The organism is Xylophilus rhododendri (assembly GCF_009906855.1).
In the GTDB taxonomy this organism is placed as follows: Bacteria; Pseudomonadota; Gammaproteobacteria; order Burkholderiales; family Burkholderiaceae_C; genus Xylophilus; species Xylophilus rhododendri.
Map to the genome: position 1 here is coordinate 5,515,627 of NZ_CP047650.1, position 24,485 is coordinate 5,540,111.

The window sequence follows — 24,485 nt, forward strand, 5'->3', positions numbered from 1 at the left end:
GGAATGGTGGGATACTTCCCCAGGAAAACCTTGGCCTCAGCCTCCGCCGAGTGGGGAGCCGCCAGGATTAAACTTGTGCAAGGCAGATGGTTTCCGCTGAAAGCCTGGGATGGGTAGGAAATATGGATTGGGTGCCGGTTATCTTTATCGTGTTCAAGGTGCTGGTGCTTGGCACGGGGATGTTCTTTGCTGTCAAGTGGCATTATGAGCAAGGAAAGAAGGAAGGCGGCAAGGAGCGGCGCAGCACTGTGGTGCGCGCGGGAGCCAAGGCGGTGGCAGTCTTCGCGGTACTGCTGCTTTTACTTCTGATCCTGACCTTCGGTGTGAGCCGCCTGCTCGGCTTGAACTTGACCGCTCCATAACACGGCATGTTCATAATTTTGCTCTTGAAAGTGCCACACCCCGGCATCCTCGCCCGCCTGCATCAGCCGGAACGCTTCCACTACGTCGGCCGAGGCTGGTACGTCGACTGAAATCAACTGGCCGTGTGCGCCTTCGTAAGTGCATCCGGCTTTTTCCAACGACTGCCAATGCATTGAAAAATCGGCATTGCCTTCGATGCCATTGGCGATCCAGATGGCATATGTGGAATGGCCGGATTTGCCAACGACTTCTTTCACCACCAGAAAACCGGCATCGTCGGAAAATTCGGCTCGGACAATGTCAAGATAGCTAAAGCCTTTGGTGAAAAAGGGCGAGTTCTTCAGCTGGTAGAGGTGGTCGCCCATCGGGCTTGCCCAGAGAGTTTCGGTGCTGACGGAGTGCCAGTCGGCGGGCGCCACCTCCAACAGCACTTTGACAAGCTTGGTATCCATCGCCATCAGATCATTTTCATGTCAATGTCCGCTTCTTGCGGCCGGCCAAGGCGTTTCAAGAGCCTCGCCATCCCACGTTGCCTTTTCCAGCATCGCGGCCCATTCAGACAGGAATTCGGTGAACGACGGCGCCAGCAGGCGTTTGGTGTCTTCGTCCCGTCCGAAAACAATGACTTGGCCGCTCGTGCCGGATACCCCGGGATCGAAATCGAGTCCGATGTGATTTCCGCCGGCATCATGGGTCAGTGGAATCCACCGGGTATTGCAATACATGGGCTGGACGGCGCCTTCGGGTGCTGACTTCATCCATTCGGCACTATCGGCATTCATGTCCGCTTCATCCAGCGAGCGCCAGGTGTCCCATTGGTTTCGAATGCCGTCTACCGACAGGAATTGTTCACCATACATCAGGCCGAAGCCGTTTTGCCCATCGTGGCGGGCGAGAAAATCTCGAAGGGCGTCCGGAAGCGTCACGGCCAGATGCTTCTCGAGGCACCGGATCTCGGCTTCGGACGCGCCTGCGCGCAGTTCCATGGCCTCCAGACATCCCAATTCTTCAAGACGACGTTCTACCTGGGCCCAGATTTGCTGCATGGATTTCCTTGATCTTCCGGCTGAGTAGGCCATGGTAGGGCGGTCGCCGCCCGCTGCTGGCCAAAAAGCACCTATTTCACCCGGATGAGCCGCTTGTGGGCGGCTCGGCGCGACCCGTGTCGGATGCCTGAAAACGGCATGCTGCGACAATTCGGCCTCGCGCGCGGGCCGGTTCACGTTCAATGCGACGGCCCCGACCGTCGCCGGCAGGCAGCCCGCGGGCTCTCACGAGGAGCCCGCACGCGCCGATACAGTCATCGTCCATGCTTCTAGACCCCTTAACCCTGCTCGTCCTCAGCACGGCCATGGCCGCCGCCTCGGCGCTGTACCTGGCCGCGGAATGGAGCAGCGTGCGCGAACGCTCGCTGCTGCTCTGGAGCGCGGGCTTCGCCGTCATCGCCGTGGGCTGTGTGCTGGCCCTGCTGCGTTTCAACGGTCATGTGCTGTTCGGCATCTGGTTCCCCAATGGCTTGCTGATCCTCGCCCACTGGCTGTTCCTGGCCGGCGTGGCCGGGTTCACCCGGGCGCGGCTGTCGCGCGCCTGGTGGCTGCTGGTGGTGGTCTGGCTGGCGATGCTGTTCCTGCCCGACGGGCCCTGGTGGTCCAAGGCGATGCTGGGCATCCAGTCGCTGCTGATCGCCTTCACCACCTTGCGCGCCGGTCTGCTGCTGCGCCCGCATGGCGGCGGCGCGCTGGGCGTGGGGGCGGCGCAGCTGCGCTCTGTGCTGCTGACGCACGGCCTGTTCTACCTCGCCAAGGCCACCTCCACCGTGGCGCTGGACGCCTTCGTCAACCTGGCCAGTTTCCGCGGCGCGGTGATCCTGATCTCGCTGGTGGAAGGCGCGATGGCGATCATGCTGCTCGCCATGTCCATGACCGGCACCGTGCGCCATCGCCGCGAGCAGCGCATCGCGCGCATCGCCGCCCGCGACCCGCTCACCGGCCTGGACAACCGGCGCGGGCTTCAGCTGCGCGCACCCAAACTGTTGAAGGAGGCTTCGCCGGCCAGCCCGGGCGCCTTGCTGCTGCTCGATATCGACCACTTCAAGCCGGTCAACGACCTGCACGGTCACGATGCCGGCGATCGCCTGCTGGTGATGCTGAGCGACCTCATCCGCTTCACCATGCCACGGGGCGCGCTGGCCGCGCGGCTGGGCGGGGACGAATTCGTGATCCTGCTGCGCAGCGGCTCCGTCGCGGCTGCCCAGGCGCTTGGCGATGACTTGCGGGCGGTCTTCGCGCAGCAGGCGCGCGCGATGTTCGAGACGCCGGAGCCGGTGTCGCTGAGCATTGGTGCGATCTTGCTGGATCAGCCCGGGACTGAGCTGTCCCACTGGCTCAAGCGGGCCGATGAAGCACTGTACTTATCCAAGCGCAAGGGGCGCAACCGAATGGAGCTGGTGCAGTTTCCGCCGATGCGGGCGGACTGATGATCCGCTGAGTCGCGCTTCCCCGATTTGGTTTTCACTGCTGCGTGGCAGGGAAATACCGCGTCAGGCGCGAACTATCCGGCGGAACTAAAGAAGCTTTCTTGGATTTTTTCTGTGGCGATTGCTCTTTGGACCGCCGGTCGCGAGCGAACTGACTGCAAATATTTCTTCAAGAAGGGAAGGGAATTTGCCGGCTGGTTAAGATTTCGAGTCCAGCAACACAAAACAAATGCCATGCAGTCGGCAATGGAGTAATCGGCGCCCAAGAGCCATGGGCCTTTCTTCGACAGCTCATTTTCAAGCTGCAGCAACAATTTTTCAACTCTGGCTCCGGCGCAATCCTTGACTTCGGCCGCACCAGCCGTGTTCCCGGGTAGCACGTAGCGCTCCGAATAAAAGTACGTCACCAGCATTGCTTGCAGGGTGTTCGACAACCACGAGACCCACTTGTAGCAATGTGCTCTGTCCGTCGATCCAACGGCAGGAGCAAGTTTTGCATCCGGATATTTGTCGGAGAGATATAGCAGTATTGCCGGCGTCTCAAAAAGCGTCAGATCCCCGTCCGTGATAACGGGAATCAAGCCGTTGGGGTTCTTGTCCAGAAAATATTTGCTTTTTTGCGCGTTGATTGACCTGTCGACGAATTCAAGAGTGAAGGGGATTCCCAGTTCTTCCAAGGCGATATGCGTCATCAGGCTCGCATCCGTTGGGTGATAATACAAGGTTATCATATGGATTTATAGCTTGATTGATTTTCTATCGGTGGCAGTGGATGGCAAATTATCAAATCAATGCTTTGCGGGAAGGGTTCGCCTTCGACCAATAAAGAATTTCATATTCCTGCCGCAAACCCGCAGTGTAGAACGGGTCGGTTTTCAGCAATGCATCCAGATCGTGCTTCGTTTCTGCTTCGGCTATCCACAGCCCACCCTTGGGCACTTCGCCCGGCTCACTGCGCAGAGAGCCGCCGATCGGGATGATTTCTTTGTTGACTTCCAGCCACTCCAGATGGGCGTCCATGTACTGAGTTCTGACATCTCCTTTGCCCGGAACGTCAGTGAATATGACTGCAAACAGCATTCAATTTCCTTTGGCTTGGACGGATGGCTTTCAGGTGTCAGCTTTGGGTAAAGGGTAGGTGAGGGCGGCAGCCAAGCGCAAACGCGACGAAGCTTTGCTTGCCAAGCGCTCGACTACGATTTTGTATTTGCCCTCTGAAGTGTCCGCGAGTGCCATTGCGCGTGACGAGGGAGAATCCTGATAAGGAATGGGTTCCGCAAACTGGCTGACCGTCAGGTCCCATTTCACGCCGTCGATCAGGTTGTAGAAATGCGTTCCGCCCGAAGTCCTGGTGGTGAGGATTTCTCCGCCGAAATAATCCTGCACGATCAGCGATGTCACGCTGCAGTGATTCTTGGCGGGGTTGGATGGCGACCAGGCCTCGGGTGGGCTGGCGGTATCTGCCGACCATACTGAAACCAAAGCGTGATAAAGGTCCAGGGGCGTCGCAAAAATTCGGGTCGTGGACATCGGTCTTCGCTGTGTGGATGAGCAAAACGCAAGTATGGCCGAGGACCGGGTGCTCACCAGGCTCTCGCCAGCGCCGCTGACGGGCCGTCCTGCAAACATCTGCGTCTGATAGGAAAATGCCCCCAGCCGCCCGCCCGGGCGGACCGGTGCAGCTTCGGTTTTCCATGTCCAACACTTCTGTCTCCCCCGGCGCCCAGGCTCCGGCCGCTTTCTCGCTGCGCAGCATCGCCGTCGTGGCCTTCGGGCCCTCCCTGCTGTTCGGCATCGGCGAGGGCGCCATCCTTCCCATCATTCCGCTCACCGCCCGCGACCTGGGCGCCTCCATCCCGATGGCGGCGATGATCATCGCGCTGGTCGGCATCGGCTCGCTGCTCAACAACATTCCGGCTTCCGCCATCACCATGCGGTTCGGCGAGCGCTGGGCGATGGTGGTGGCGGGGTTGTGGAGCGCGGTCGGCATGGGTTTGTGCCTGTGGACTTCGCAGCTGGCGCTGCTGGCCCTGGGCTGCCTGATGGTGGGCATGTCGCAGGCGGTCTACAACCTGGCGCGGCAGAGCTATATGAGCGAGGTGGTGCCGCAGCACTACCGGGCGCGGGCGCTGTCCGCGCTGGGCGGGGTGATGCGCATCGGCATGTTCGCCGGGCCTTTCCTGGCGGCGGGCGCGGTGCATCTTTTCGGGCTGCCGGCCGCCTATGTGATCGGGCTGATCGCGGTGCTGGCGGCGGCCGCGCTGGGCGCGAAGATTCCCGATCTGCAGGCGCCGCCGCTGCCGGCCGGGCAGGCCGAGCCTGCGCGCACCACGGTGCTCTCCACGCTGCGCGATCACCGGCGGGTGTTTCTCACGCTGGGGCTGGCGGTGGTGATGGTCAGCGCGGTGCGGGCATCGCGGCAGGCGGTGATTCCGCTGTGGGCCGATCACCTGGCGCTGGCGCCTTCGGTGGCCTCGCTGATCTACGGCATGTCGGGCGGCATCGACATGCTGGTGTTCTATCCGGCCGGCAAGGTGATGGACCATTTCGGCCGGCGCTGGGTGGCCGTGCCGTCGATGCTGATCATGGGTCTGGCCATGCTGCTGATGCCGCTGACGGCGGGCGCGACGACGCTGCTGCTGGTGTCGATGGCGATCGGTTTCGGCAACGGCATCGGCTCGGGAATGATCATGACCCTGGGCGCCGACCATTCGCCGCGCCACGGGCGGCCGCATTTCCTGGGGGTGTGGCGGCTGATGTCGGACATCGGCTCCTCGGCCGGGCCGGCGCTGTTGTCCTTGCTGGCGGGTGGCCTGTCGCTGGGGGCGGGGATCGCGGTGACGGGCGTGATTTCGCTGACGGCCGCGGCGGCGCTGGGGCACTGGATTCCGCGGCGGGCCGTCAAGGTTTCCGCAGGGTGACCGTCCCCCGCGCCCGGGACACGGTCGCGTTTTTCCTCCATCACCGGTAACTACTGCCATGGCTCAGGTCCTCGATATATCGCCCGCATCGCCCGCCACGGTGAGCGATGCCGAACTCCACGCCCCGGCCGTGATCCAGGCGCGCATCGACCTCGCGGCCTGTTTCCGCATGGCCGCCCGGCTGGGCATGCATGAGGGCGTCTGCAACCATTTCTCGGCGGTGATGCCGGGGCGCGACGACCTGTTCCTGGTCAATCCCTTCGGCTATGCCTTCGAGGAGATGACCGCCTCGCGCCTGCTGGTCTGCGATTTCAACGGCAACGTGGTGGCGGGGGAGGGGGTGCCGGAGATCACGGCTTACTTCATCCATGCCCGGGTGCATTTGCGCAATCCCCGGGCGCGGGTGGCCTTCCATACCCACATGCCAAACGCCACGGCCCTGGCCATGCTCGAAGGCGATCCGCTGGTCTGGGCCGGCCAGACCGCCCTGAAGTTCTATGGCCGAACCGCCATCGACGAAAACTTCAACGGCCTGGCGCTGGACACGGCCGAGGGCGACCGCATCGCCTCCGCCATCGGCGATGCGGATGTGGTGTTCATGAAGAACCATGGCGTGATGGTGGTGGGCCAGACCATCGCCGAAGCCTGGGACGACCTCTACTACCTGGAGCGCGCCTGCGAGGTGCAGCGCCTGGCGCAGTCGACCGGGCGCCGGCTGAAGCCGGTCGCGCTCGAGGTCGCCGAGCGCACCTATCGGCAGATGCGCGCCGGCGGCCGCGACAGCGCGGTGCAGCACCTGGAAAGCGTCAAACGCATCCTGGCCGGCAGCGACGCGGCGTTCATGCGCTGACGTTCCGCACGGCGAGCGCCCGCGCCAGAACGCCGAACACCTTGTCGTCCGCGCACTGCGAGACATTGAAGCGCATGAAATCGCCGGCGCTGAGGGACTGGCTGAAGGCATTGCCCGGCGCCATCACCACGCCTTGCGCCAGGCAGCTGCGGGCGACGGCCGCGGCGTCCGTGCCCTGGGGCAGGCGGCACCAGAGGAACATGCCGGCCTCGGGCTTGAGCCAGGGCTTCACGCCCAGCTTCTGCAGGCGGGTGGCGGTTTCGTCGCGGGCGCGGGCCAGGCGCAGGCGCAGGGCGTCCATGTGCTTGCGGTAGCCGCTGTCGGTCAGGGTCTTCAGGATGATGTCGGCCGCCAGCCGGCCGCCGCCGAAGGTGGTGGCCAGCTTCAGGTCGATCAGGCCGTCGATCCAGTCCGGGCGTGCCGCGATGTAGCCGCAGCGGATGGAGGCGGAGACGGTCTTGGAGAAGCTGCCGATGTGGATCACCCGCGCCAGGCCGTCGAAGGCGGCCAGGCGCGGGGCGGGCTGGCTTTCGAAGTCGGCGTAGATGTCGTCTTCCACCGTCACCAGGCCCGACTGGTCGATGAGCTTCAGCAGGCGGTGCGCGACCAGCGGCGACAGGGTGGCGCCGGTGGGGTTGTGGGTGCCGGAGTTGGTGATGTAGAGGCGGGGCGAGTGGGCCTGCAGGGCCTGGGCGAACAGCGCCACGTCGGGGCCCTGCGGGGTGTAGGGGACACCCACGACCTGCACCTGGTGGGCCTTGAGCAGTGCGTGGAAGTTGAAGTAGCAGGGATCGTCCACCAGCACCGTGTCGCCGGGCTTGAGCAGGAAGCGGCAGATCAGGTCGATGGCATGGGTGCCGGATTCCGTCAGCATCAGCTGCCCGGGCGCCGCCTCGATGCCGATGGCGGCCATGCGGCGGGACAGCAGCTGGCGCAGGGCCGGGTCGCCCGTGGGCGTGGCGTAGTCCACCAGTTCGCAGGACGGGGCGCGGGCCTGGGCGCGCAGGGCGCGGCGCAGGCCTTCCTCGTACATCCATGAGGCGGGAAGCCAGCCGCAGCCGGGCTTGAGCACGCTGGGGTCGGTCTCCAGCGACTGGCGCGACACCCACAGGGGATCGACTTCGCGGTCCAGGCGCGGGCCGAGCTGGGTGAGCGCGAGCGGCGCCACCGGGCCCGCCACATAGAAGCCGGCGCCGGGGCGCGGCGTGATCACGCCCTCGGCGGCCAGTCTTTCATACGCTTCCACCACCGTGGAAACCGACACGGCCAGGGACCGGGCCTGGGCCCGCACCGAGGGCAGGCGGGTGCCGGGCACCTGGGTGCGCGAGGCGATTCCGGCGCGCACATGCGCCATCACCTGTTCGATGCGGGTGGTGGTCCGGGCCATGGATGCGCCTTCCGTACTGGTTCATCGACCATAACAGTATCGAAGAATTGTATTGGACTGTGCCTGGAGCTGGCGCTGCCTCGGTGGTGTACTGGCGGGCTGATGCAGGAACTTCGATGAACAAGACAAGCAGCGGCTGGATGAACGGTTTCATGGGCGTGGCGATCTTCGCGGGCTCGCTGCCGGCGACCCGGGCCGCGGTCGCGGACATCGATCCGACCTTTCTGACCTGCGCCAGGGCCTGCATCGCGGCGGTGCTAGGGGCCGTGCTGCTGATCCTGCTGCGCCAGCCGCGGCCGGCGCTGGTCGACCTGCCTTCGCTGGCGCTGACGGCCGGCGGGGTGGTGCTGGGTTTTCCGCTGCTGACCGGGCTGGCGCTGCGGCATGTCACCTCGGCGCATTCCATCGTGTTCCTGGGCCTGCTGCCGCTGTGCACGGCGCTCTTCGCGGTGCTGCGGGGTGGGGAGCGGCTGCGGCCCGCGTTCTGGGCCTTCTCGCTGGTGGGGGCGGCCTGCGTGGCGGGCTTCGCGGCGATGGGGGACACGGGGGCATCGGCAAAGGGCGATCTGCTGATGCTCGCGGCCATCCTGGTCTGCGGCATGGGGTATGCGGAAGGGGCGCGGCTGTCGCGCACGCTGGGCGGCTGGCAGGTCATCTGCTGGGCGTTGCTGCTGGCCTTGCCGCTGATGCTGCCGGCGGCGCTGTGGACGGCGCCCGCCTCCTTCTCTCAGGTGGGGCCGGCCGCCTGGCTGGGGTTTGCCTATGTGTCGGTCTTCAGCATGTTGATCGGGTTTTTCTTCTGGTACCGGGGCCTGGCCCAGGGCGGTATCGCGGCGGTGGGGCAGCTGCAGCTGGTACAGCCTTTCATGGCGCTGGGGCTGGCGGCCTTGCTGCTGAACGAGAAGGTGAGCGGGGCCATGGTGCTGGCGACGATGGCGGCCGTGCTGTGCGTGGCGGGGGCCAGGAAGTACGCGAAGTAGTGGCGGCCGGGGGCTTCTTGTTCAGGGCAGTTGGGCCAGCAGGAAGCGCTGCACGTTGCCGCCCATGATGGCGGTGATGTCGGCCTCGGCGAATCCCGCGTCCATCAGGCCCTGGGTGATGAGTCCGATGCCGCTGGCGTCGAACGGCGCCTGCACCGCTCCGTCGAAGTCCGAGCCCAAGGCGACATGGTTCACGCCGACCAGGCCGGCCACATGCGCGATGGCCCGCACGATGGCCGAGGCGTCGGTGCCGCAGACCGCGCCGGGAAAATAGGCGATGCCGATCAGGCCGCCGCCGGCGGCGATGGCGCGCAGCTGCGCATCGCTCAGGTTGCGCGGGCCGGGGCAGGTGGCCTGCACGCCGGTGTGGGACACCAGCACCGGCCGGCGTGCCATGGCCAGCACGTCGGCGATGACGGCGGGCGAGGCATGGGCCAGGTCGATCAGCATGTGGCGCTCCTCCATGCCGCGTACCACCGCGCGGCCGAAGGGCGTCAGCCCGGCCTGGGCCACGCCGTGGGCGGAGCCGCCGAGTTCGTTGTCGAAGAAATGGGTGATGCCGGCCATGCGGAAGCCTGCCTGGTAGAGCTTGTCGAGGTTCTCCAGCCGGCCTTCGAGCACATGCAGGCCTTCGGCGGAGAGCAGGGCGGCGGTGGGCCGCTGCGGCAGGGCGGCGCTGGCCTGGAGCAGGGCCGACAGTTCCGCGCGGCTGCTGACGATGCGCAGCGCGCCCTGCGAATCGGCGGCGGCCTCGTGCAGTTGGCGGCTCTGGTACAGCGCCCGCTCCAGCAGGCTGCCCCAGGTCCGCACCGGCCAGCCTTCGGCCATCACCAGGGGGGTGATGGTGTCGGAGTCCGCGCGGTTGCTCTGGAAGTTCAGGCCCCGGGGTGTCTTGGTCACCGTCGAGAAGACCTGCAGGCCTACATGGCCCTGCTGCAGGCGCGGCAGGTCGACATGGCCCCGGTCATTCGTGCGCAGGAGGTCGCGGGGCCAGAGCAGGGTGTCTGCGTGCAGGTCGGCGATCCACAAACCTTGTTGCAGGCTTTGCGCGGCCGGGCTGACCGTAAAGGGCGGGCGGCCCGATACCGCGTTGAGGCGAGCATCGACTAGGCGGGGAAGGGCCAGAAAGACGGCCAGGCCGATGGCGAGCACCGCCAGCAGGACGTGAAGGCCGATTCGGAACGGGCTAGGCAGGTGCATGGCGGCAGGATAGAGCGGGCTGAACGAACCATAAGCGTGGCGCGGAAATGCCATCGTCGGCGCCGGCCCGATGATTCCAGCTGCCTTGGCTGTACATTACAAAGGATGCGTTTACTAACAATAACGAAGATCGCACTTCTCGGTTTATGCACTGCTGTCTGCGTGTTCGCCGCCGCCAAGGACCAGCCGAAAACCCGTCCGCATTATGAGTTCTCGCCGGTCAATCAATATGGCTTGCAACTCACGGCGGGATATTGGAATCCGATTATTGCGTATGTCTCGCGCACCAGCGGTGTGGACCTCACCCTGAAAATCGGGCGCACTTCCGCCGATACCACCAGTTATGTGCTGGCGCAGGAAGTCGATTTCGCTTTCACCAACCATCTGTTCAGCCCCAGCCGCCTGCGGATGGGCTGGAAGGTGCTGGCCCGCCGCGATTCGCCGCCGGTGCGTTCGCAGATCGCCGTGATGGAAGATTCGCCGGTGCATGATCTGGCGCAGCTGCGCGACCAGGAAGTGGGTTTTCCGGGGCCGGAAGCATTTCTCGCCTACAAGGTTTCCCGCGCGCATTTGATCAACAGCGGCGTACCGGTGCGGGTGGTTTTCGGCGGAAACATGGACAGCGCCCTGGCGCAGATGGCCAGCGGCAAGGTGGCCGCCGTCGGCGGTAATTCGCAATTGCTCGCCGGTTATTCGGCGCGGGAGAATCGCAGCCTGCGGGTGCTGTGGAGTTCCGAGCCTTATCTGGATCTGCCGCTGATGGTGTCTCCCCGCGTGCCGCCCGAGCATGTGCGGGCCGTGCGCGCCGCGTTTGTCGGCATGATGGCCAGCCCCGAAGGCCGCCTGGTGCTGCAAAGGGCATCGTCCACCGCCGGATTGCCCAGGACCACCGGATTCGTGGCGGCCGAAAACCGCGATTATGACAATTACTTGCGTTTCTCCGAAACCGCGCCCGAATCCTTGCGCTGATCCGCATAGTCCCACCACGCTGTAAATCCTGTGCGATTCCTTCCTCGCTCGCTGCTGAACCGCGTCTTTCTGCTGTTTGCCTGTATCTCGGGCATTTTGATGATGGGCAGCATGGTCATGTTCCTGCATGGCCAGATGACGCGGGAAATCGACGACGCCAACGATACCGGCACCATGGTGATCGAAATCGTGGCCCAGGCGGTGGCCGATGCGGCGGTGGTGAACGACCTGGATTCGATCAAACGCACGCTGGATGCGGCGGTGAACCGCACGCCTTTCGGCAGCGCCCGATATATCGAAGTGCATGGCGCGCCGGTCGTCTCCCGGGCGCCGCTGCGTGAATCGGATGCGCCTCGGATCATTCAGGAGATGGTGAAAGAGCGCCTGCCCGATTTCAACCGGGTGATCGAGGTGGGCGGGCGCGATTACGGGGTGCTGCGCCTGGGTTTTCTATCGGAGAGCGTTTCCGACTACCTGTGGTGGACTTTCGTGCGCACCGCGCTGTTCGGCATGCTGGCCATGGCGGCCGGGCTGCTGGTGGTGCGCTGGCTGCTGGCGCGCTGGTTGTCCAACCTGGGCCACCTGCAGTATTTCGTCGACCAGATCCAGGCCGGCCGGCTCGATGCCAAGGCCAGTGTCTCCACCGACGCGCCGGTGGAGATCCGCCGCACGCTGGAGCAGTTCAATTCGGTGGCCGCGCGTTTTGTCTCGACGCTGCAGCACGAGAAACAGCGCGCGGAAGTGACCCTGCATTCGATCGCTGACGGCGTGATGACACTGGACCCGGAGCGCCGCATCGTCTATGCCAATGTGGCGGCCGAACGCATCCTGGGCCAGCCGGCCGGCAGCATGCAGGGCCGGGCGCTGGACTCCGTGTTGCCGATGCAGGGCGGCGAGGGCGCTGGGGGCGGCCCCTTCGTGAAGGTGGAATTGCCGGACAACCATGCGGCCGTGCTGGAACTCTCGCGCGCGCCCTTGCAGGATCAGCAGGGTTCGGTCTCGGGCGAGGTGCTGGCGTTTCGCGACGTCACCCAGGACCACTACATCCGGCGCGAACTGCAGCGTGTGTCCCTGGCGGTGCAGCATGCCGCCAGCGCCATCCTGACCACCGATGCCGCCGGCCGCATCGATTATGTGAACCCCACCTTCACCGCCATGACCGGTTATGCCTTCGAGGAGGTGTGCGGCAAGACGCCGGCCTTCCTCAAGTCGCGCAAGGTCAAGCCGGCTGTCTATGTCGAGCTGTGGGCCGCCGTGCGGGCCGGGCGCATCTGGCGCGGCGAGCTGGTCAACCGCTGCAAGGACGGCAGCGAGCTGTGGTGCGGGCTGACGATTTCCGTGGTGCTGGACCACGAGGGCCGGCCGGTGCAGTTCGTCTCCGTCATGGAGAACACCACCGAACGCAAGAAGGCCGAGCAGACCATCCACCGCCTGGCGTATTTCGACTCGCTCACCACCTTGCCCAACCGGCGCATGTTCATGGAACACGCCGAGGAATCGGTGGCCACGGCGAGCCGGCGCGAGCACCCCCTGTTCGTGGGCTACCTCGATCTGGACGGCTTCAAGCATGTCAACGATTCGCTGGGCCACCACATCGGCGACAGCCTGCTCGCGGCGGTGGGCCAGCGCATCACCGGCTGCCTGCGCAGCGGCGATTTCCTGGGGCGTATCGGCGGCGATGAATTTGCATTGCTGCTGCCGGATGCCTCGGTGGAGACGGCGCGGCGGATCGGGCACTCCATCATCGAGACCTTCGACCGGCCCTTCCTGATCGGCGGTCACGACATCCAGATCAGCACCAGCATCGGCGTGTCCCTGTTTCCCGCCGACGGACTCGATGTGGCCAACCTGCTGCGCCGGGCCGACATGGCGCTATACAAGGCCAAGGAAATGGGCAAGCGGCAACTGGTGCTGTTTTCGGAAGACATCGAAACCGACAAGCTCGAACGCTCGCAGCTGGAACTGGCCCTGCATGCCGCGCTGGCGCGCAAGGAGCTGAGGGTGCACTACCAGCCCAAGATCGAACTGGGCAGCGGCCGCATCGTCGGCGCCGAGGCCTTGATGCGCTGGAACCATCCGGACAAGGGGCCGATCGGGCCGGACCGCTTCATCCCGATCGCTGAGGAGTCGCGGCTGATCATCCCCATGGGCCGCTGGATCATCGACGAGACCTGCCGGCAGATCCGCGAATGGAGCGACGCGGGCATGCGGGGCATCAAGGTGGCGGTGAACATCTCGGCGGTGCAGTTCCGCTCGCCGGACCTGGCGGGCGATATCGAACGCATCGTCGCCAGCCACGGCATCTCGCCCGATCAGCTGGAGCTGGAGGTGACGGAGAGCGTGCTGATGGAAGATCCGGCCGGCGTCGCGGCCATCATGGCGCGGCTGCGGCTGATCGGGCTGACGATCGCGATCGACGATTTCGGCACCGGCTATTCATCGCTGGCCTACCTGAAGACCTTCCCGGTGAGTGTGCTCAAGATCGACCGCACCTTCGTGCGCGACCTGGAGACGGATACCAACGACAAGGGCATCGCCGAGGCCATCGTGTCGATGGCGGCGGTGCTCGGCATGCGGGTGGTGGCCGAGGGGGTTGAAACGGCGGCCCAGGCCGGCATCCTGCAGGCCATGGGCTGCGGCCTGGCCCAGGGCTATTTTTTCGGCAAGCCGATGGACAAGACGCTGTTCGAAGACCACTGGCGCGACCGCCAGGCGGACGGCGCGCTGGCCATCGCCGGCTGATCGGCCCGGGCTTATTTGTTTTTCAGCTTGCCCTTGGGCAGCACCGAGGTGATCGGGGCATGGGGCGGGTCGAAACGCTGGAGGACTCCTGCGGAGGGCTGGTGTCCTTCTTCGGCTTCTTGGTCATCTTGTTGCTGCGTTGCTCGCCTTTGGCCATTTTGGGTTCCTCGTTGAATCTTCGAATGTAACGTGCCGCCCGAGGGGCCTGCAAACCCTGTTTGCGCCTGCGCCGGGACGGGCGGCGAGGGTTTGCACCCGGGGCGGGCTGCCGCTGTGGACGGGATGATCAGACGATGAATATTGCAGCCGCGGGGAGCGTTTTCCAGGATTCGGTCGTGGTCGTCACCGGCGGCGCGGCCGGCATCGGCCGGGCGGTGGCGCAGGCCTTCATCGAGGCGGGCGCGGTGGTGGCGGTGCTGGACCGCGAGCTGGCCGAGCTCCCGCTCGGCGCCGTTGCCCTGCAGGCGGATGTTTGCGACGAGGAAGCCGTTGCGCGAGCCATCGGCGGCTTCGGCAAGACCCACGGCCGTATCGATGTGCTGGTCGCAAACGCAGGTGTGAGCTACCCGGCCACGGTCGAGGACGGGCCTCTGGCCGACTGGCAACAGGTGTTCGACATCAATGTGCTGGGTTATGTGCGCGCCATCCGGGCGGCCTTGCCCTGGCTGCGGCGGTCGCGGGCGGCGGCCATCGTGAACATGTCTTCCTGCACCGCGACGACGGGTTTGCGCCGGCGTGTGATGTATTCGGCCGCCAAGGGCGCGATCGAAGCCATGAGCCGCGCCATGGCGGCCGACCTGGTGCACGAGGGCATACGCGTCAACTGCGTGAGCCCCGGCACGGTCGATACGGCGCTGATTGCGCGGCTGGTCGATGCCGCGCCGGACCCGGCCGCCCAGCGGCAGGTCTACAACGAGCGCCAGCCCACGGGCTTCATGGTCGAGCCGCAGGAGGTGGCGCGCGCGGTGCTGTACCTGGCCGATCCGCGTGCCCGGTCCAGCGTGGGCACGGTGCTGACGGTCGATGGCGGCATGGCATCGTTGAGACTCTTCGATTCCTGAGATAGAGAGAGAAACCGACACCATGTGGCAAGCCTGCGCCAGCTATCCCGATCCTGCCGTCCGCATCCTGCATCCGAGTTTCGAGCGCTACCGCGTGCTGCTGGCCGGCGTGGAGCGCCTGGCCACCGGCTTTCGCTGGGCCGAAGGGCCGGTGTGGTTCGGCGACGGCCGTTATCTGCTGTTCAGCGACATACCCAACAACCGCATCATGAAGTGGGAGGAGGAGACCGGCACGACCACGGTGTTCCGCAAGCCTTCCGACTACGCCAACGGCCACACCCGCGACCGGCAGGGCCGGCTGGTCAGCTGCGAACACGGCACGCGGCGGGTTACCCGCACCGAGTACGACGGCAGCATCACCGTGCTGGCCGAGCGTTTCGAAGGCAAGCGCCTGAATTCGCCCAACGACGTGGTGGTGAAGTCCGACGGCAGCATCTGGTTCAGCGACCCGGCCTTTGGGCTGAACGACTACGAGGGCTTCCGCGCCCAGCCGGAACTGCCCACGCATCTCTACCGCATCGACGGCGCCACGGGTGAACTCACCGTGGCCGCGCGCGATATCGCTTCGCCCAACGGCCTGGCTTTCTCGCCCGACGAATCGCTGCTCTATGTGGTGCAGAGCCGGGGCACGCCGTATCGCAACATCGTCGCCTTCGATGTCATCGACGGCGGGCGTGCGCTGGCCAACCCAAGGGTGCTGATCGACTGCGGGCCCGGCGGCACGCCTGACGGCATCCGTTGCGACGAGGACGGCAATCTCTGGTGCGGCTGGGGCATGGGCCCCGAGATGGATGGGGTGATGGTGTACTCGCCGCAGGGCCTGGCCATCGGCCATATCCGCCTGCCGGAGCGCTGCGCCAACCTGTGCTTCGGCGGACCGCGGCGCAACCGGCTGTTCATGGCGGGAAGCCAGTCGCTGTACGCCCTCTACGTGAACACACGCGGCGCCTGAACGGGGCCGGCTAAAAGAGGGGTGGCCCGCTGCGAGCCACCCCAAACCCTTCGGAGACACATGATGCCCGCTCGGCAACGGGCAGACTCAGTCTGCGCCGATGAACGCGTGTCCAAAGTAGGACTGCACCGATAGATTCGGCGCGCTTCGCTTCAGTCCGGTTTGATGCCGGCGTCCTCGATCACCTTGCGGGCCTTCTCGGTTTCGCTGCGGATGAAGCTGCCGAATTCGGCCGGGCTGCTGCCGACGATGAGCACGCCGGCCTTGGTCAGCGTCTCGGCCACTTGCGGCTGCTGCAGGGCGCGCACGATCTCGGCATGCAGCTTGTCCAGCACCGGCCGGGGCATGCCGGCGGGGCCGACGAAGCCGTACCAGGAGGTGGCTTCGTAGCCGGGCACGCCGGACTCGGCGACGGTGGGCACGTCCGGCAGCTGCGGCAGGCGTTTGGCCGATGCCGTGGCCAGGGCTAGCAGCTTGCCGCTGCGCACATGGGGCATGGCGGTGGGCAGCACGTCGAACTCCAGCTTGACCCGGCCGCCGAGCAGGTCGGTATACGAATTGGACGAGCCCTTGTAGGCCACGTGGGTCATCCGGATGCCGGCCATGTGGGTGAACTGCTCCATCGCCAGGTGCTGCGAGGAACCGCTGCCGCCCGAGGCATAGGCGATGCCGCCCGGGTCGGCCTTGGCGGCGGCGATCACGTCCTTCACCGTCTTGGCGTTGAGCGAAGGATTGGCCACCAGGATCATCGGCGCCGATACCGCGAGCGTGATCGGCGTGAAGTCCTTCAGCGTGTCGTAGCTCACGTTCTTGTAGAGCGTGGCATTGGCCGCATGGGTGCCGGGCGAGGCGATGCCCAGGGTGTAGCCGTCCGGCGCGGCCTTGGCGACCGCGTCGGCGCCGATCATGCCGTTGACGCCGGGCCGGTTCTCCACCAGCACCGGCTGGCCCAGGCGCTCCGAAAGCTGCTGGCCGACCACCCGCGCCAGCAGGTCCGTGGTGCCGCCGGGCACATAAGGCACGATGATGCGGATCGGCTTGGCGGGGAAGGCCGGCTCCTGCGCCACCGCGGCCGAGGCCGCCGCCACCACCACCGCGCACAGCAGGGCCCGCCGCAGCATGTTCTTCGTCTTCATGGTTTGTCTCCTTCAGGGGTCTGCGCCCCGGGTTGATCAGACGTATGCCGGCCCCTCGATCACCGGGTGCGCGGCCAGGAAGGCTTCATCCACTTCGATGCCCAGGCCGGGCGCGTCCGGTGGCAGCACGCAGCCATTGGCGTCAAGCTGGTCGCAGCGGGTGGTGAGTGCGTCGCGGAACAGGTTCTCGCGCGCCACGTCGGCCTCGAAATAGCCGGGGTTGTCGATGGCGGCCAGCAGGTGGATGCTGGCGGCCATGTTCAGGCCGCTGGCCGAGGTGTGGGGGTGCATGTCAAGCTTCTCGGCCGAGGCCATGGCGGCGATGCGCAGGCCTTCGGTGATGCCGCCGGTCTTCGACAGGTCGGGCTGCAGCACCCGCACCGCACCCTGGGCGATCAGGCGGTTGAACTCGTAGCGGGTGAAGTGGTTCTCGCCGGCTGCGAGCGGCACGCCGCCCAGGGCCGCTGCGTCGCGGTAGCTGCGTTCGTCCTGCGGCGGGAAGGGCTCTTCCAGCCACAGGGCGTCGAACTCGCGCAGGGCGGGCATGGCGCGGCGCACATCGTCGGGGCGGTAGCCGGTGTTGGCGTCCACCATGATGCCCAGCGTGGGATGGGCGGCGCGCACGGCGGCCAGCCGCTCCAGGTCGCGCGCGACGGTGTCGCCGAAACGCAGCTTCACCGCGCGGTAGCCCTGCGCGGTCAGCGCCGCCACTTCATCGACCAGCTCGGCCGGCGGCTGGAAACCCAGCGAGATCCCGCCCGCATAGGCCTTCACCGGCCGCCGGCTGCCGCCCAGCAGCCGCCACAGCGGCCAGCCGACCGCCTTGCCGCGGATGTCCCACAGGGCCTGGTCGATGCCGCTCATGGCCAGGGCGCAGGCCGTGCCCATGCCGTGGCTGGCCAGCTGGCGCTGGTAGATGCGCGACCAGACGCCGACCACGTCGCTGGCATCGAAGCCCACCACCAGTTGGCGCAGCGTGGTGTTGATCAGCTGGGCGATGGCGCCCGGGCAGCGGCCGTGGTGCGATTCGCCCCAGCCGACCAGGCCGCTTTCGGTGGTGACCTTCACGATCAGCGCATCACGCTTGACGGCCCTGCCTATGCCCAGCGTCACGCCCTGCTTCACCGGAAAGGAGGTGGCGATGCCCTCGATGCGGGCGATCTTCAGGCTGGATTCGCCGCTCATGCCGCCACCTCGCCTCGTGCCTGCCAGACCTGGGGATTGACCAGGTGGTCCGGCCGCTGGCCCGCCATCAGCTGCAGGATCTGCCGGGCCGCGCCTGTGCTCATGGCGCGGGAGCTTTCCTCGGTGAGCGCGGCGGCGTGCGGGGTGAGCAGGATGTTGTTCAGCGGCAGGAAGGGGTGGTCGCGCCGCAGCGGCTGCTCGGTGAACACATCCACCGCCGCGCCGGCCAGTCGGCGGGCGGCCAGCGCATCGGCCAGGGCGGCTTCGTCCACCACCTCGCCGCGGGCGGCGTTCAGCAGGAAGGCGCTGGGTTTCATCAGGGCGAGGCTGCGGGCGTCGATCAGGTGGCGGGTCTCCTCGGTCAGCGGGCAGTGCAGGGAGACGAAATCGCTGGCACCAAGCAGGGCTTCCAGCGGCACCAGCTCCACGAAGTCCGGCATCGGCGCATCGCCGGGCTGGTAGCCCAGCACCCGCATGCCGAAACCCGCATGGGCGATGCGCGCCAGGCGCTGGCCGACATTGCCCAGGCCGACGATGCCCAGCGTGCGGCCGGAGATTTCGAAGGTGCTGGCCGACAGCGCACGCGCCTGGGCCCAGCCTTGGTCGCGCAGCTTCCGGTCCATGGCGCCGAAGCGGCGGGCCAGTTCCAGCATGGCGCCGGCGCAGTACTCGGCCACCGCCTGCGCATTGGCGCCGGGCACGTTGGCCACGGGGATGGACTGCGCGGTCGCGGCTTCGACCGGGATCATGTCCAGCCCGGTGCCGTTGCGCACGATGCCGCGCAGCCGGTGCGGCCGGTCCAGCAGGTCGGCGGGCAGGTGGTTGCGCACCAGCAGGTAGTCGGCATCGCCGACCAGGCGGCGCAAGGTGTCGGCACCGGTATCGGGCGCGACCAGGATGCGGGCCTTGCCGGCCAGCAGGGCGTCGCCGGCCGGGTGCATCGGCAGGGTGCAGAGAACGACGGGGAGTCCGGTCATGGCGTCTTCTCCCGTCATGCCACGCGGTACCTGGCGAGCACCTCGCGGTCGATGTCGATGCCCAGGCCCGGTCCGTCCGGCACCTGCACGATGCCGCCGGTATGGGTGAGCTTCGCGCTGCTGAGTTCGTCGCGGAAAGGGTTGAAGGTCTGCTCGTACTCCAGCATCGGCGGCACCGGCACCAGGCAGGGCGGGGTGTCGGGCAGCGAGGCCAGGAAATGCAGGGTGGCGGCCAGGCCGATGGCCGTGCCCCAGGCATGCGGCACGCACTGCACCGCATGGGCCTGGGCCAGGGTGGCGATCTTCTTGCATTCGGTGATGCCGCCGGCGGCGCAGACGTCGGGCTGCACGATGTCCATGGCACGCTTCTCCAGGATGCGGCGGAAGCTGAACTTGGTGAACTCGTTCTCGCCGCCGGCGATGGCCATGTCGAGCTTGCGGGTCACTTCCACATAGCCGTCCAGGTCCTCGGGGAGATCGGCTCCTCGAACCAGTGCACGTCGAGCTTCTGCAGCTCGCGGCCGATGGCGATGGCCTGCGGCACGGTGAAGCAGTGGTTGGCATCGACCATCAGCTGCACGTCGCGGCCAATGGCCTCCCGCACCGCGGCCACGCGGTCGATGTCCTTGACGATGGAGCCCAGGCCGATCTTCATCTTGATCGCCTTGAAGCCCTGGTCGGCATAGCCCCGGGCTTCCTCCACCGCCTGCTCGTTGAGCCTGTCCATGTCCTTGAAGTACAGGCCGGTGGCATAGGCCTGCAGCTCGGTGCGGAAGGCGCCGCCGATCAGCTTGTGGATGGGCTTGTTCACCGCCTTGCCGACGATGTCCCAGAGGGCGATGTCCACGCCGCTGATGGCCGAGATGGTCATGCCGGTCAGACCGTAGTCCTTGACCTTGTTGTAGAGCTGCTCCCAGATCACTTCCACGTCGAAGGGGTCGCGGCCGATCAGGTTGGCCTTGAGCACGGTCTCGACGATGGCGCGGTTGACGGCGGCCGGCCCATAGCAGTCGCCCCAGCCGACGATGCCCTCGTCGGTGACGATCTCCACGACGAGCGCGCCCTTGGTCTTGTAGTACCAGCCGCGCGAGGAGGTGAAGGGCTCGTCGACATCGACGAGGAGCTGGTGGGTGATGACGTTGGTGATCTTCATGTTCGCTGGTCTCCGTTCTTGCTGCTCAGTAAGCGGGCCCCGAAGCCCAGGGCGAGAAGGCCGCGGGCGTCAGGATCATGTTGTGCTGCTCCAGCACCAGGGGCTGGACCTTCGCGGCGTAGGTGCGCCAGGCGGGGTCGGCGAGCAGGCGGCCGCGGCGCTCGGCGCGGTCGGCCAGGCTCTCGTAGGCCCAGAGGTGGATCACCTGGTTCAAGGTGCCGATGTCGGAGGTGAAATAGCCCAGCAGGTGGCCCAGGATCGGCCGCTGGATCGCCAGGCCCTCCTGCTGGTACATGGACACGTAGACGGGCGCCTTGCCGCAGTGGCAGGTGTAGATGCGTTGCTCGACGATCAATCTTGTCTCCTGTCTTAATTGCTATAGTCCTATATAGGAATTATCGCGTCGGGGCATGGTAGAAATGGCCTGCCGCGGTGTCAACCGGGGAAAGCCTCTCTACGCGTAATCCATGACCCTGACGACCACCTCCACCACCACGCCCGGCGGCAACTGGCTCGCGCCGCTGCTGCTGCGCGCCGACGCCGGCCTGCCCAAGTACCTGCAGCTCAAGCAGGCCCTGGCCCGCGCCATCGAATCGGGTTCCCCCGCCGGCGGCGAAAAGGTGCCGACCGAGGAGATGCTGGTCGGCATGAGCGGCTTCAGCCTGGGCACGGTGCAGCGGGCGCTGAACCTGCTGGTGGCCGACGGCCTGCTGCTGCGGCGCCAGGGCGCGGGCACTTATGTGAACGGCGACGAGTCGCGCATGCAGGCGCCTTTCCAGCACTGCCGCTTCCTGGACGAGGGCAGCGGGGAGACGCTGCCGATCTACTCGCATGCCAGGGGCGCACGCTGGTCTCGGGCACCGGCCCTGGAGCGCCCACCTGGGCGAGGGCGAGCAGCTGTGCATAGAGCGCATCTTCTCGATCGGCAACGAGTTCGATGTCTACACCCTGGCCTGGCTGCCGGCGGGCGCCTTTCCCCGGCTGGAGGCTATGTCGCTGAAGGACCTGAGCGGCGTCAACCTCAAGGACCTGCTGGCGCGCGAATACCACCGGCCGGCCACCCGCTTCGCCGAGAAGCTGGGCATAGGCGCCTTGCCGCCGGCCGCCTGCAAGGCGCTGAAGCTCACAGCGAAGACGGGTGGGGCGACGCTGGAGATCGCTGCGTCGGACCGGCGCGGGGAGGCGGTCTATTTCCAGGCGCTGTACATACCGCCGAATCAGCGCAAGCTTTTATTGGGCAGCTATTGAGTGGGCTGACTGCATGCCGACGGCTGAAGAGGTGGCTACGAGGTTGCAGGACGACGACTGAGACGGGTCGGCTGGGGGAGGCGGTACGAGGGCCAGCTTCATTACCTCCAGTAGCCGGCGTGCATTCGCTTTTTTGGCGGCTCGGATGGGAGGGCTCACGCCCTGCCGGTCTCATCGTAAAGGTCCTCCGGCACGCCAACCTGTTCGAGCCGCCGCCACTTCATCGCGGGATGAATGGACGGCGGTTTCCCCAAGGGAAGCCATCGATCAGGAGGCCAGCATGAAGACAAAGAAAGCATCCCAGCCGCAGTTCGTTCGCGACGGGTCGCCATCCACCGAATCCACCCGCGCCCTGCTCAGGGAAGTGGGCGCCATCGCCAGCAGCGCGATCTGCCTGACCCTGCCCGGTTCAGGCGAGGCAGGCGACGAGACCGGCGCCGACCGCATGCTGCTGCTGCGCCAGGCCCTGGAGCGTGTCGGCTGGGTCACCGACGTGGCCCTGCGCCAGCTGGGCGAGCCCGGCGCTTTCGCCAGCGCCGAGGACTGGATGCTGGCGCACGTCTAGTCCCGTCGAGACCTCAGGGCAGCACCGGATTGGCCTGCGCGCGCGCGATCCGCCGGTCCGCATCCCGCTGCAGCAGGAAACGCTGGCCGACCAGGCTGTTGGCCGCGGTGGTCACCGCCGTCACATAACCGGCCTGCGTGCCGTACAGCGATTCGATCGAGGGCCGGGTGTCGCCCGCCGCGATGCGCGCTGCCTCGGTCTTGTGGAAGGGCAGGTAGCTGCCGCTCAGGTTGACCAGGTCGATGATTCCGGGCGTGGCCACGTAGTTGTATTCCAGGCTGGTGCCGAGCGGCGCCTGCACGTCCACGTTGCGGATGCCGGCACGGGTCAGGCCGGTGGAGGGATCGACCTGCGGTACCAGGATGGCGTAGTCGCGGGCCAGGTAGGCCGGCGGCACGATGCTGGGGATGCCGGACTCGTCCTGCGGCCGGTAGTTGGGGCCGTAGTCCAGCAGCGGGAAGCCGTTGTAGCGCGCCAGGTAGTTGAAGGCCGGGATGGCGGTGCCGCCGGTCGCCGGCCAGCTCACGCCGGTGATGGTGGGATAGACCAGCGCGCTCGGCCGCACCAGGGTGCCGTCGGCCACCTTGGGCACCTGGCTGGCGGGCGGCGCGGTGTTGCGCACCACCCAGTCCTCCAGGTCGAAGAAGAGGGCGCGGAAGGTGTCGGCGAAGTCGGTCATCGAGCCGATCGGGTAGACGGCCGAGCTGGGCGCGAAGCTGATGCCGGTGGCCAGGCCGCCGGTGCCGCCGCCGTGCTGGGTGCTGGCGTAGTAGTAGATGCGGGCGTTGTCCGGCTGGCTGAGGTCGGCGAAGCCGTTTGCATCGGTCAGCACCGGCGAGCCCTGCAGCTGCCAGAACTCGGTGCCCGACATGCCCAGGAAGAACTTGGGGCAGGTGGCGGTGGCGCTGCAGCGGCGCATCACGCCGCCGGTGCGGCCGGAGACCGAATCCACATAGTCGGCTGCAAGGCCGCGCGGCGCGGTCTGGCCGAAGGCGCGGTGGTCGGTGCGCAGGCCGCCGCCGCCGCCGGGCACGGCGAAGCGGGTGTTGATGTTGGTCTGGCGCGCGGCCACGTGGGCATAGATGCCGTCGAAGACCTTGCCGCCGTCGAGCCGCTGGTTGAAGCCCAGGTGCAGGAAGGTCTTCATCGCATTGCCGGACTGCGAGGTGCCCTGGCCGATGGTGGCGGTGATGCGGCCGGCCAGCGGGTTGGCGGTGCCGGCGGCGTCGGCCGTGTTGCCGCGGAAGAAGCTGATCGTCTCGCGCAGCGCGGCCAGGCCCACGCCCATCACCTTCGGGTCCTTGGCGACGTATTGCAGCTCGTAGAGGATGTTGGGCTGGAAGCCGCCGCGCAGGCAGACGCTGGCGCCGTTGGCCGTGCCGGGGAAGGGGTTGGCGGCGGCGTCGCAGGTGGCGAACTTCCAGTCGGCCGGGGAGATGGCGATCTTGGGATCGGTCTCGTTGACGCGGCGGGTCAGCAGGTAGCCGGGCTGGGTGTTGTCGAGGCTGGCCGGGGCGTAGGGGATCATGGTGCCGTTGAACACGCTGCCGGGCAGGGTCAGCGCGGGCGAGGCGACCGAGGCCAGCAGTTCGGTCGCGTAGGGGCCGGTGATGGAGCTGCCGTCGGGGTTCTTCGCCACCGGCACGGTGGCGGTCAGGCGCTGGGCCGAGCTCTTGGGCACGTCGCCCTGCCAGGCCGAGAACAGCCAGACATAGCCGCGCTCGAGGTACTCGGAATCGCTGGGGTTGGCGGTGAGGTTGGGCGCGGTGAGGATGTTGCCGCGGTTGGGCGCGTCGTAGCGCAGCACGCCGTTGGCCTTGCTCATGTCCTTGGGCTTGAGCATGACGAAGTCGGCGCTGTACTCCACCATGCCGCGGCTGTTGACGGGGGCCAGTTCCAGGTCCTGGATCACGGCGTTGTGGCTGTCCTTGGGGTCGAGTTCGCCGCTGATGGTGCCGGTGAGCTGCTCGTAGGCGCCCACGCTGCCGAAGCTGCCGGGATAGTCCGCCGTGGCGCTGATGGTCATGCGCAGCTGGGGCGTGGCGGCGACCACGACGGGCGGCGTGGTGGCGCCGCCGACGACGGTGCTGTTGCCGTCGCCGCCGCAGCCGGCGACGAGTACGGCCAGGCCGATCGCCGCGAGGGCGATGGATTTCGGATGCATGTGGTGTCTCCTGTCTTGTGGAAGGGAATTCCGCTCCCTGCGCACCTCTGCTTCGGCATGGCCGTGGGTGCTTCTTGGTCACAATCTAGGAGGTGTTTGGCGATTCGTGAAATCGAAAATGCGGATCGATTCATCGAGTGTCTGGATGAATCGGGG

General features: G+C 66.5%; 23 protein-coding genes and 2 pseudogenes. 12 read left to right on the forward strand and 13 right to left on the reverse strand.

Going from position 1 to position 24,485, the window contains the following annotated elements; all coding sequences use genetic code 11:
- The first annotated feature begins 86 nt into the window (after positions 1-86).
- Entirely contained in the window at positions 87-362 is a 276-nt protein-coding gene (locus GT347_RS25495; protein ID WP_229722518.1) for a hypothetical protein, read from the forward strand.
- Here GT347_RS25495 and GT347_RS25500 read toward each other — a convergent pair.
- Together GT347_RS25500 and GT347_RS25505 are read right to left on the reverse strand one after the other, a co-directional pair.
- On the reverse strand, positions 300-821 hold the full coding sequence (locus GT347_RS25500; protein ID WP_229722520.1) for a DUF4265 domain-containing protein: 522 nt from the start codon (positions 819-821) through the stop codon (positions 300-302). The genes GT347_RS25495 and GT347_RS25500 overlap by 63 nt on opposite strands.
- Before the next feature lie 15 nt (positions 822-836).
- Positions 837-1,409, reverse strand: a complete 573-nt coding sequence (locus GT347_RS25505; RefSeq protein WP_160554855.1) for an SMI1/KNR4 family protein — start codon at positions 1,407-1,409, stop codon at positions 837-839.
- Positions 1,410-1,672: 263 nt separating this feature from the next.
- Here GT347_RS25505 and GT347_RS25510 point away from each other — a divergent pair, with 263 nt between their 5' ends.
- Complete coding sequence (locus GT347_RS25510; RefSeq protein ID WP_160554856.1) at positions 1,673-2,839, forward strand: GGDEF domain-containing protein; 1,167 nt, start codon at positions 1,673-1,675, stop codon at positions 2,837-2,839.
- A 74-nt stretch (positions 2,840-2,913) separates the two neighbouring features.
- On the opposite strand, the gene GT347_RS25515 is transcribed toward GT347_RS25510, so the two are convergent.
- From GT347_RS25515 to GT347_RS25525, 3 genes are all read right to left on the reverse strand, one after another.
- Positions 2,914-3,531: a glutathione S-transferase family protein gene (locus GT347_RS25515; protein WP_229722522.1), complete on the reverse strand. Its 618-nt coding sequence runs from the start codon at positions 3,529-3,531 to the stop codon at positions 2,914-2,916.
- A 91-nt stretch (positions 3,532-3,622) separates the two neighbouring features.
- Complete coding sequence (locus tag GT347_RS25520) at positions 3,623-3,859, reverse strand: YciI family protein (RefSeq protein WP_229722523.1); 237 nt, start codon at positions 3,857-3,859, stop codon at positions 3,623-3,625.
- Positions 3,860-3,949: 90 nt separating this feature from the next.
- Positions 3,950-4,369 carry a YunG family protein gene (locus tag GT347_RS25525; RefSeq protein ID WP_160554859.1) on the reverse strand — a complete coding sequence of 140 codons (420 nt, stop codon included), beginning with the start codon at positions 4,367-4,369 and terminating at the stop codon, positions 3,950-3,952.
- 164 nt (positions 4,370-4,533) lie between these two features.
- Between GT347_RS25525 and GT347_RS25530 the strand changes: the two genes are divergently transcribed.
- Together GT347_RS25530 and GT347_RS25535 are read left to right on the forward strand one after the other, a co-directional pair.
- The gene (locus GT347_RS25530) at positions 4,534-5,760 is read left to right on the forward strand and encodes an MFS transporter (protein ID WP_160554860.1); all 1,227 of its coding nucleotides are present in this window, start codon (positions 4,534-4,536) and stop codon (positions 5,758-5,760) included.
- A 58-nt stretch (positions 5,761-5,818) separates the two neighbouring features.
- Positions 5,819-6,610, forward strand: a complete 792-nt coding sequence (locus GT347_RS25535) for an aldolase (protein ID WP_160554861.1) — start codon at positions 5,819-5,821, stop codon at positions 6,608-6,610.
- Here the strand turns inward: GT347_RS25535 and GT347_RS25540 are convergent.
- Complete coding sequence (locus GT347_RS25540) at positions 6,600-7,997, reverse strand: aminotransferase-like domain-containing protein (RefSeq protein WP_160554862.1); 1,398 nt, start codon at positions 7,995-7,997, stop codon at positions 6,600-6,602. The two genes, GT347_RS25535 and GT347_RS25540, sit on opposite strands and share 11 nt — an antisense overlap.
- Before the next feature lie 116 nt (positions 7,998-8,113).
- Here GT347_RS25540 and GT347_RS25545 point away from each other — a divergent pair, with 116 nt between their 5' ends.
- Positions 8,114-8,977, forward strand: coding sequence for a DMT family transporter (locus tag GT347_RS25545; RefSeq protein ID WP_160554863.1), 864 nt, complete (start codon positions 8,114-8,116; stop codon positions 8,975-8,977).
- A 21-nt stretch (positions 8,978-8,998) separates the two neighbouring features.
- On the opposite strand, the gene GT347_RS25550 is transcribed toward GT347_RS25545, so the two are convergent.
- Positions 8,999-10,177, reverse strand: coding sequence for a dipeptidase (locus GT347_RS25550; protein ID WP_160554864.1), 1,179 nt, complete (start codon positions 10,175-10,177; stop codon positions 8,999-9,001).
- A gap of 162 nt (positions 10,178-10,339) precedes the next feature.
- Between GT347_RS25550 and GT347_RS25555 the strand changes: the two genes are divergently transcribed.
- The 4 genes from GT347_RS25555 (at position 10,340) to GT347_RS25570 (ending at position 15,901) form a co-directional block, all read left to right on the forward strand.
- Entirely contained in the window at positions 10,340-11,146 is an 807-nt protein-coding gene (locus GT347_RS25555; protein WP_229722525.1) for a phosphate/phosphite/phosphonate ABC transporter substrate-binding protein, read from the forward strand.
- 30 nt (positions 11,147-11,176) lie between these two features.
- Positions 11,177-13,888 carry a putative bifunctional diguanylate cyclase/phosphodiesterase gene (locus GT347_RS25560; protein WP_160554866.1) on the forward strand — a complete coding sequence of 904 codons (2,712 nt, stop codon included), beginning with the start codon at positions 11,177-11,179 and terminating at the stop codon, positions 13,886-13,888.
- Between the two features lie 293 nt (positions 13,889-14,181).
- Positions 14,182-14,949 carry an SDR family NAD(P)-dependent oxidoreductase gene (locus tag GT347_RS25565; RefSeq protein ID WP_160554867.1) on the forward strand — a complete coding sequence of 256 codons (768 nt, stop codon included), beginning with the start codon at positions 14,182-14,184 and terminating at the stop codon, positions 14,947-14,949.
- 22 nt (positions 14,950-14,971) lie between these two features.
- Complete coding sequence (locus GT347_RS25570) at positions 14,972-15,901, forward strand: SMP-30/gluconolactonase/LRE family protein (RefSeq protein ID WP_160554868.1); 930 nt, start codon at positions 14,972-14,974, stop codon at positions 15,899-15,901.
- 152 nt (positions 15,902-16,053) lie between these two features.
- Here the strand turns inward: GT347_RS25570 and GT347_RS25575 are convergent, their stop codons facing one another.
- The 5 genes and pseudogenes from GT347_RS25575 to GT347_RS25595 all read right to left on the reverse strand — a co-directional run bounded on the left by GT347_RS25575 (position 16,054) and on the right by GT347_RS25595 (position 20,707).
- Positions 16,054-17,037, reverse strand: a complete 984-nt coding sequence (locus GT347_RS25575; RefSeq protein WP_195812371.1) for a Bug family tripartite tricarboxylate transporter substrate binding protein — start codon at positions 17,035-17,037, stop codon at positions 16,054-16,056.
- 36 nt (positions 17,038-17,073) lie between these two features.
- On the reverse strand, positions 17,074-18,222 hold the full coding sequence (locus tag GT347_RS25580) for a mandelate racemase/muconate lactonizing enzyme family protein (protein ID WP_160554869.1): 1,149 nt from the start codon (positions 18,220-18,222) through the stop codon (positions 17,074-17,076).
- Positions 18,219-19,199, reverse strand: coding sequence for an NAD(P)-dependent oxidoreductase (locus GT347_RS25585; RefSeq protein WP_229722528.1), 981 nt, complete (start codon positions 19,197-19,199; stop codon positions 18,219-18,221). The genes GT347_RS25580 and GT347_RS25585 overlap by 4 nt, the downstream gene beginning before the upstream one ends.
- Positions 19,200-19,213: 14 nt before the next feature.
- Positions 19,214-20,352 (reverse strand): annotated as a pseudogene (locus GT347_RS28110) (mandelate racemase/muconate lactonizing enzyme family protein).
- Positions 20,353-20,377: 25 nt separating this feature from the next.
- Complete coding sequence (locus GT347_RS25595; RefSeq protein ID WP_160554870.1) at positions 20,378-20,707, reverse strand: NIPSNAP family protein; 330 nt, start codon at positions 20,705-20,707, stop codon at positions 20,378-20,380.
- A 112-nt stretch (positions 20,708-20,819) separates the two neighbouring features.
- On the opposite strand from GT347_RS25595, the pseudogene GT347_RS28115 reads away from it, so the two are divergent.
- From GT347_RS28115 to GT347_RS25610, 3 genes and pseudogenes are all read left to right on the forward strand, one after another.
- A pseudogene (locus GT347_RS28115) lies at positions 20,820-21,035 on the forward strand (hypothetical protein); the annotation flags it as partial.
- Positions 21,036-21,183: 148 nt separating this feature from the next.
- On the forward strand, positions 21,184-21,600 hold the full coding sequence (locus GT347_RS25605; RefSeq protein WP_160554871.1) for a UTRA domain-containing protein: 417 nt from the start codon (positions 21,184-21,186) through the stop codon (positions 21,598-21,600).
- 280 nt (positions 21,601-21,880) lie between these two features.
- The gene (locus tag GT347_RS25610) at positions 21,881-22,165 is read left to right on the forward strand and encodes a hypothetical protein (protein WP_160554872.1); all 285 of its coding nucleotides are present in this window, start codon (positions 21,881-21,883) and stop codon (positions 22,163-22,165) included.
- Positions 22,166-22,178: 13 nt separating this feature from the next.
- On the opposite strand, the gene GT347_RS25615 is transcribed toward GT347_RS25610, so the two are convergent.
- Entirely contained in the window at positions 22,179-24,329 is a 2,151-nt protein-coding gene (locus tag GT347_RS25615) for an alpha/beta hydrolase domain-containing protein (protein ID WP_160554873.1), read from the reverse strand.
- Positions 24,330-24,485: the final 156 nt, after the last annotated feature.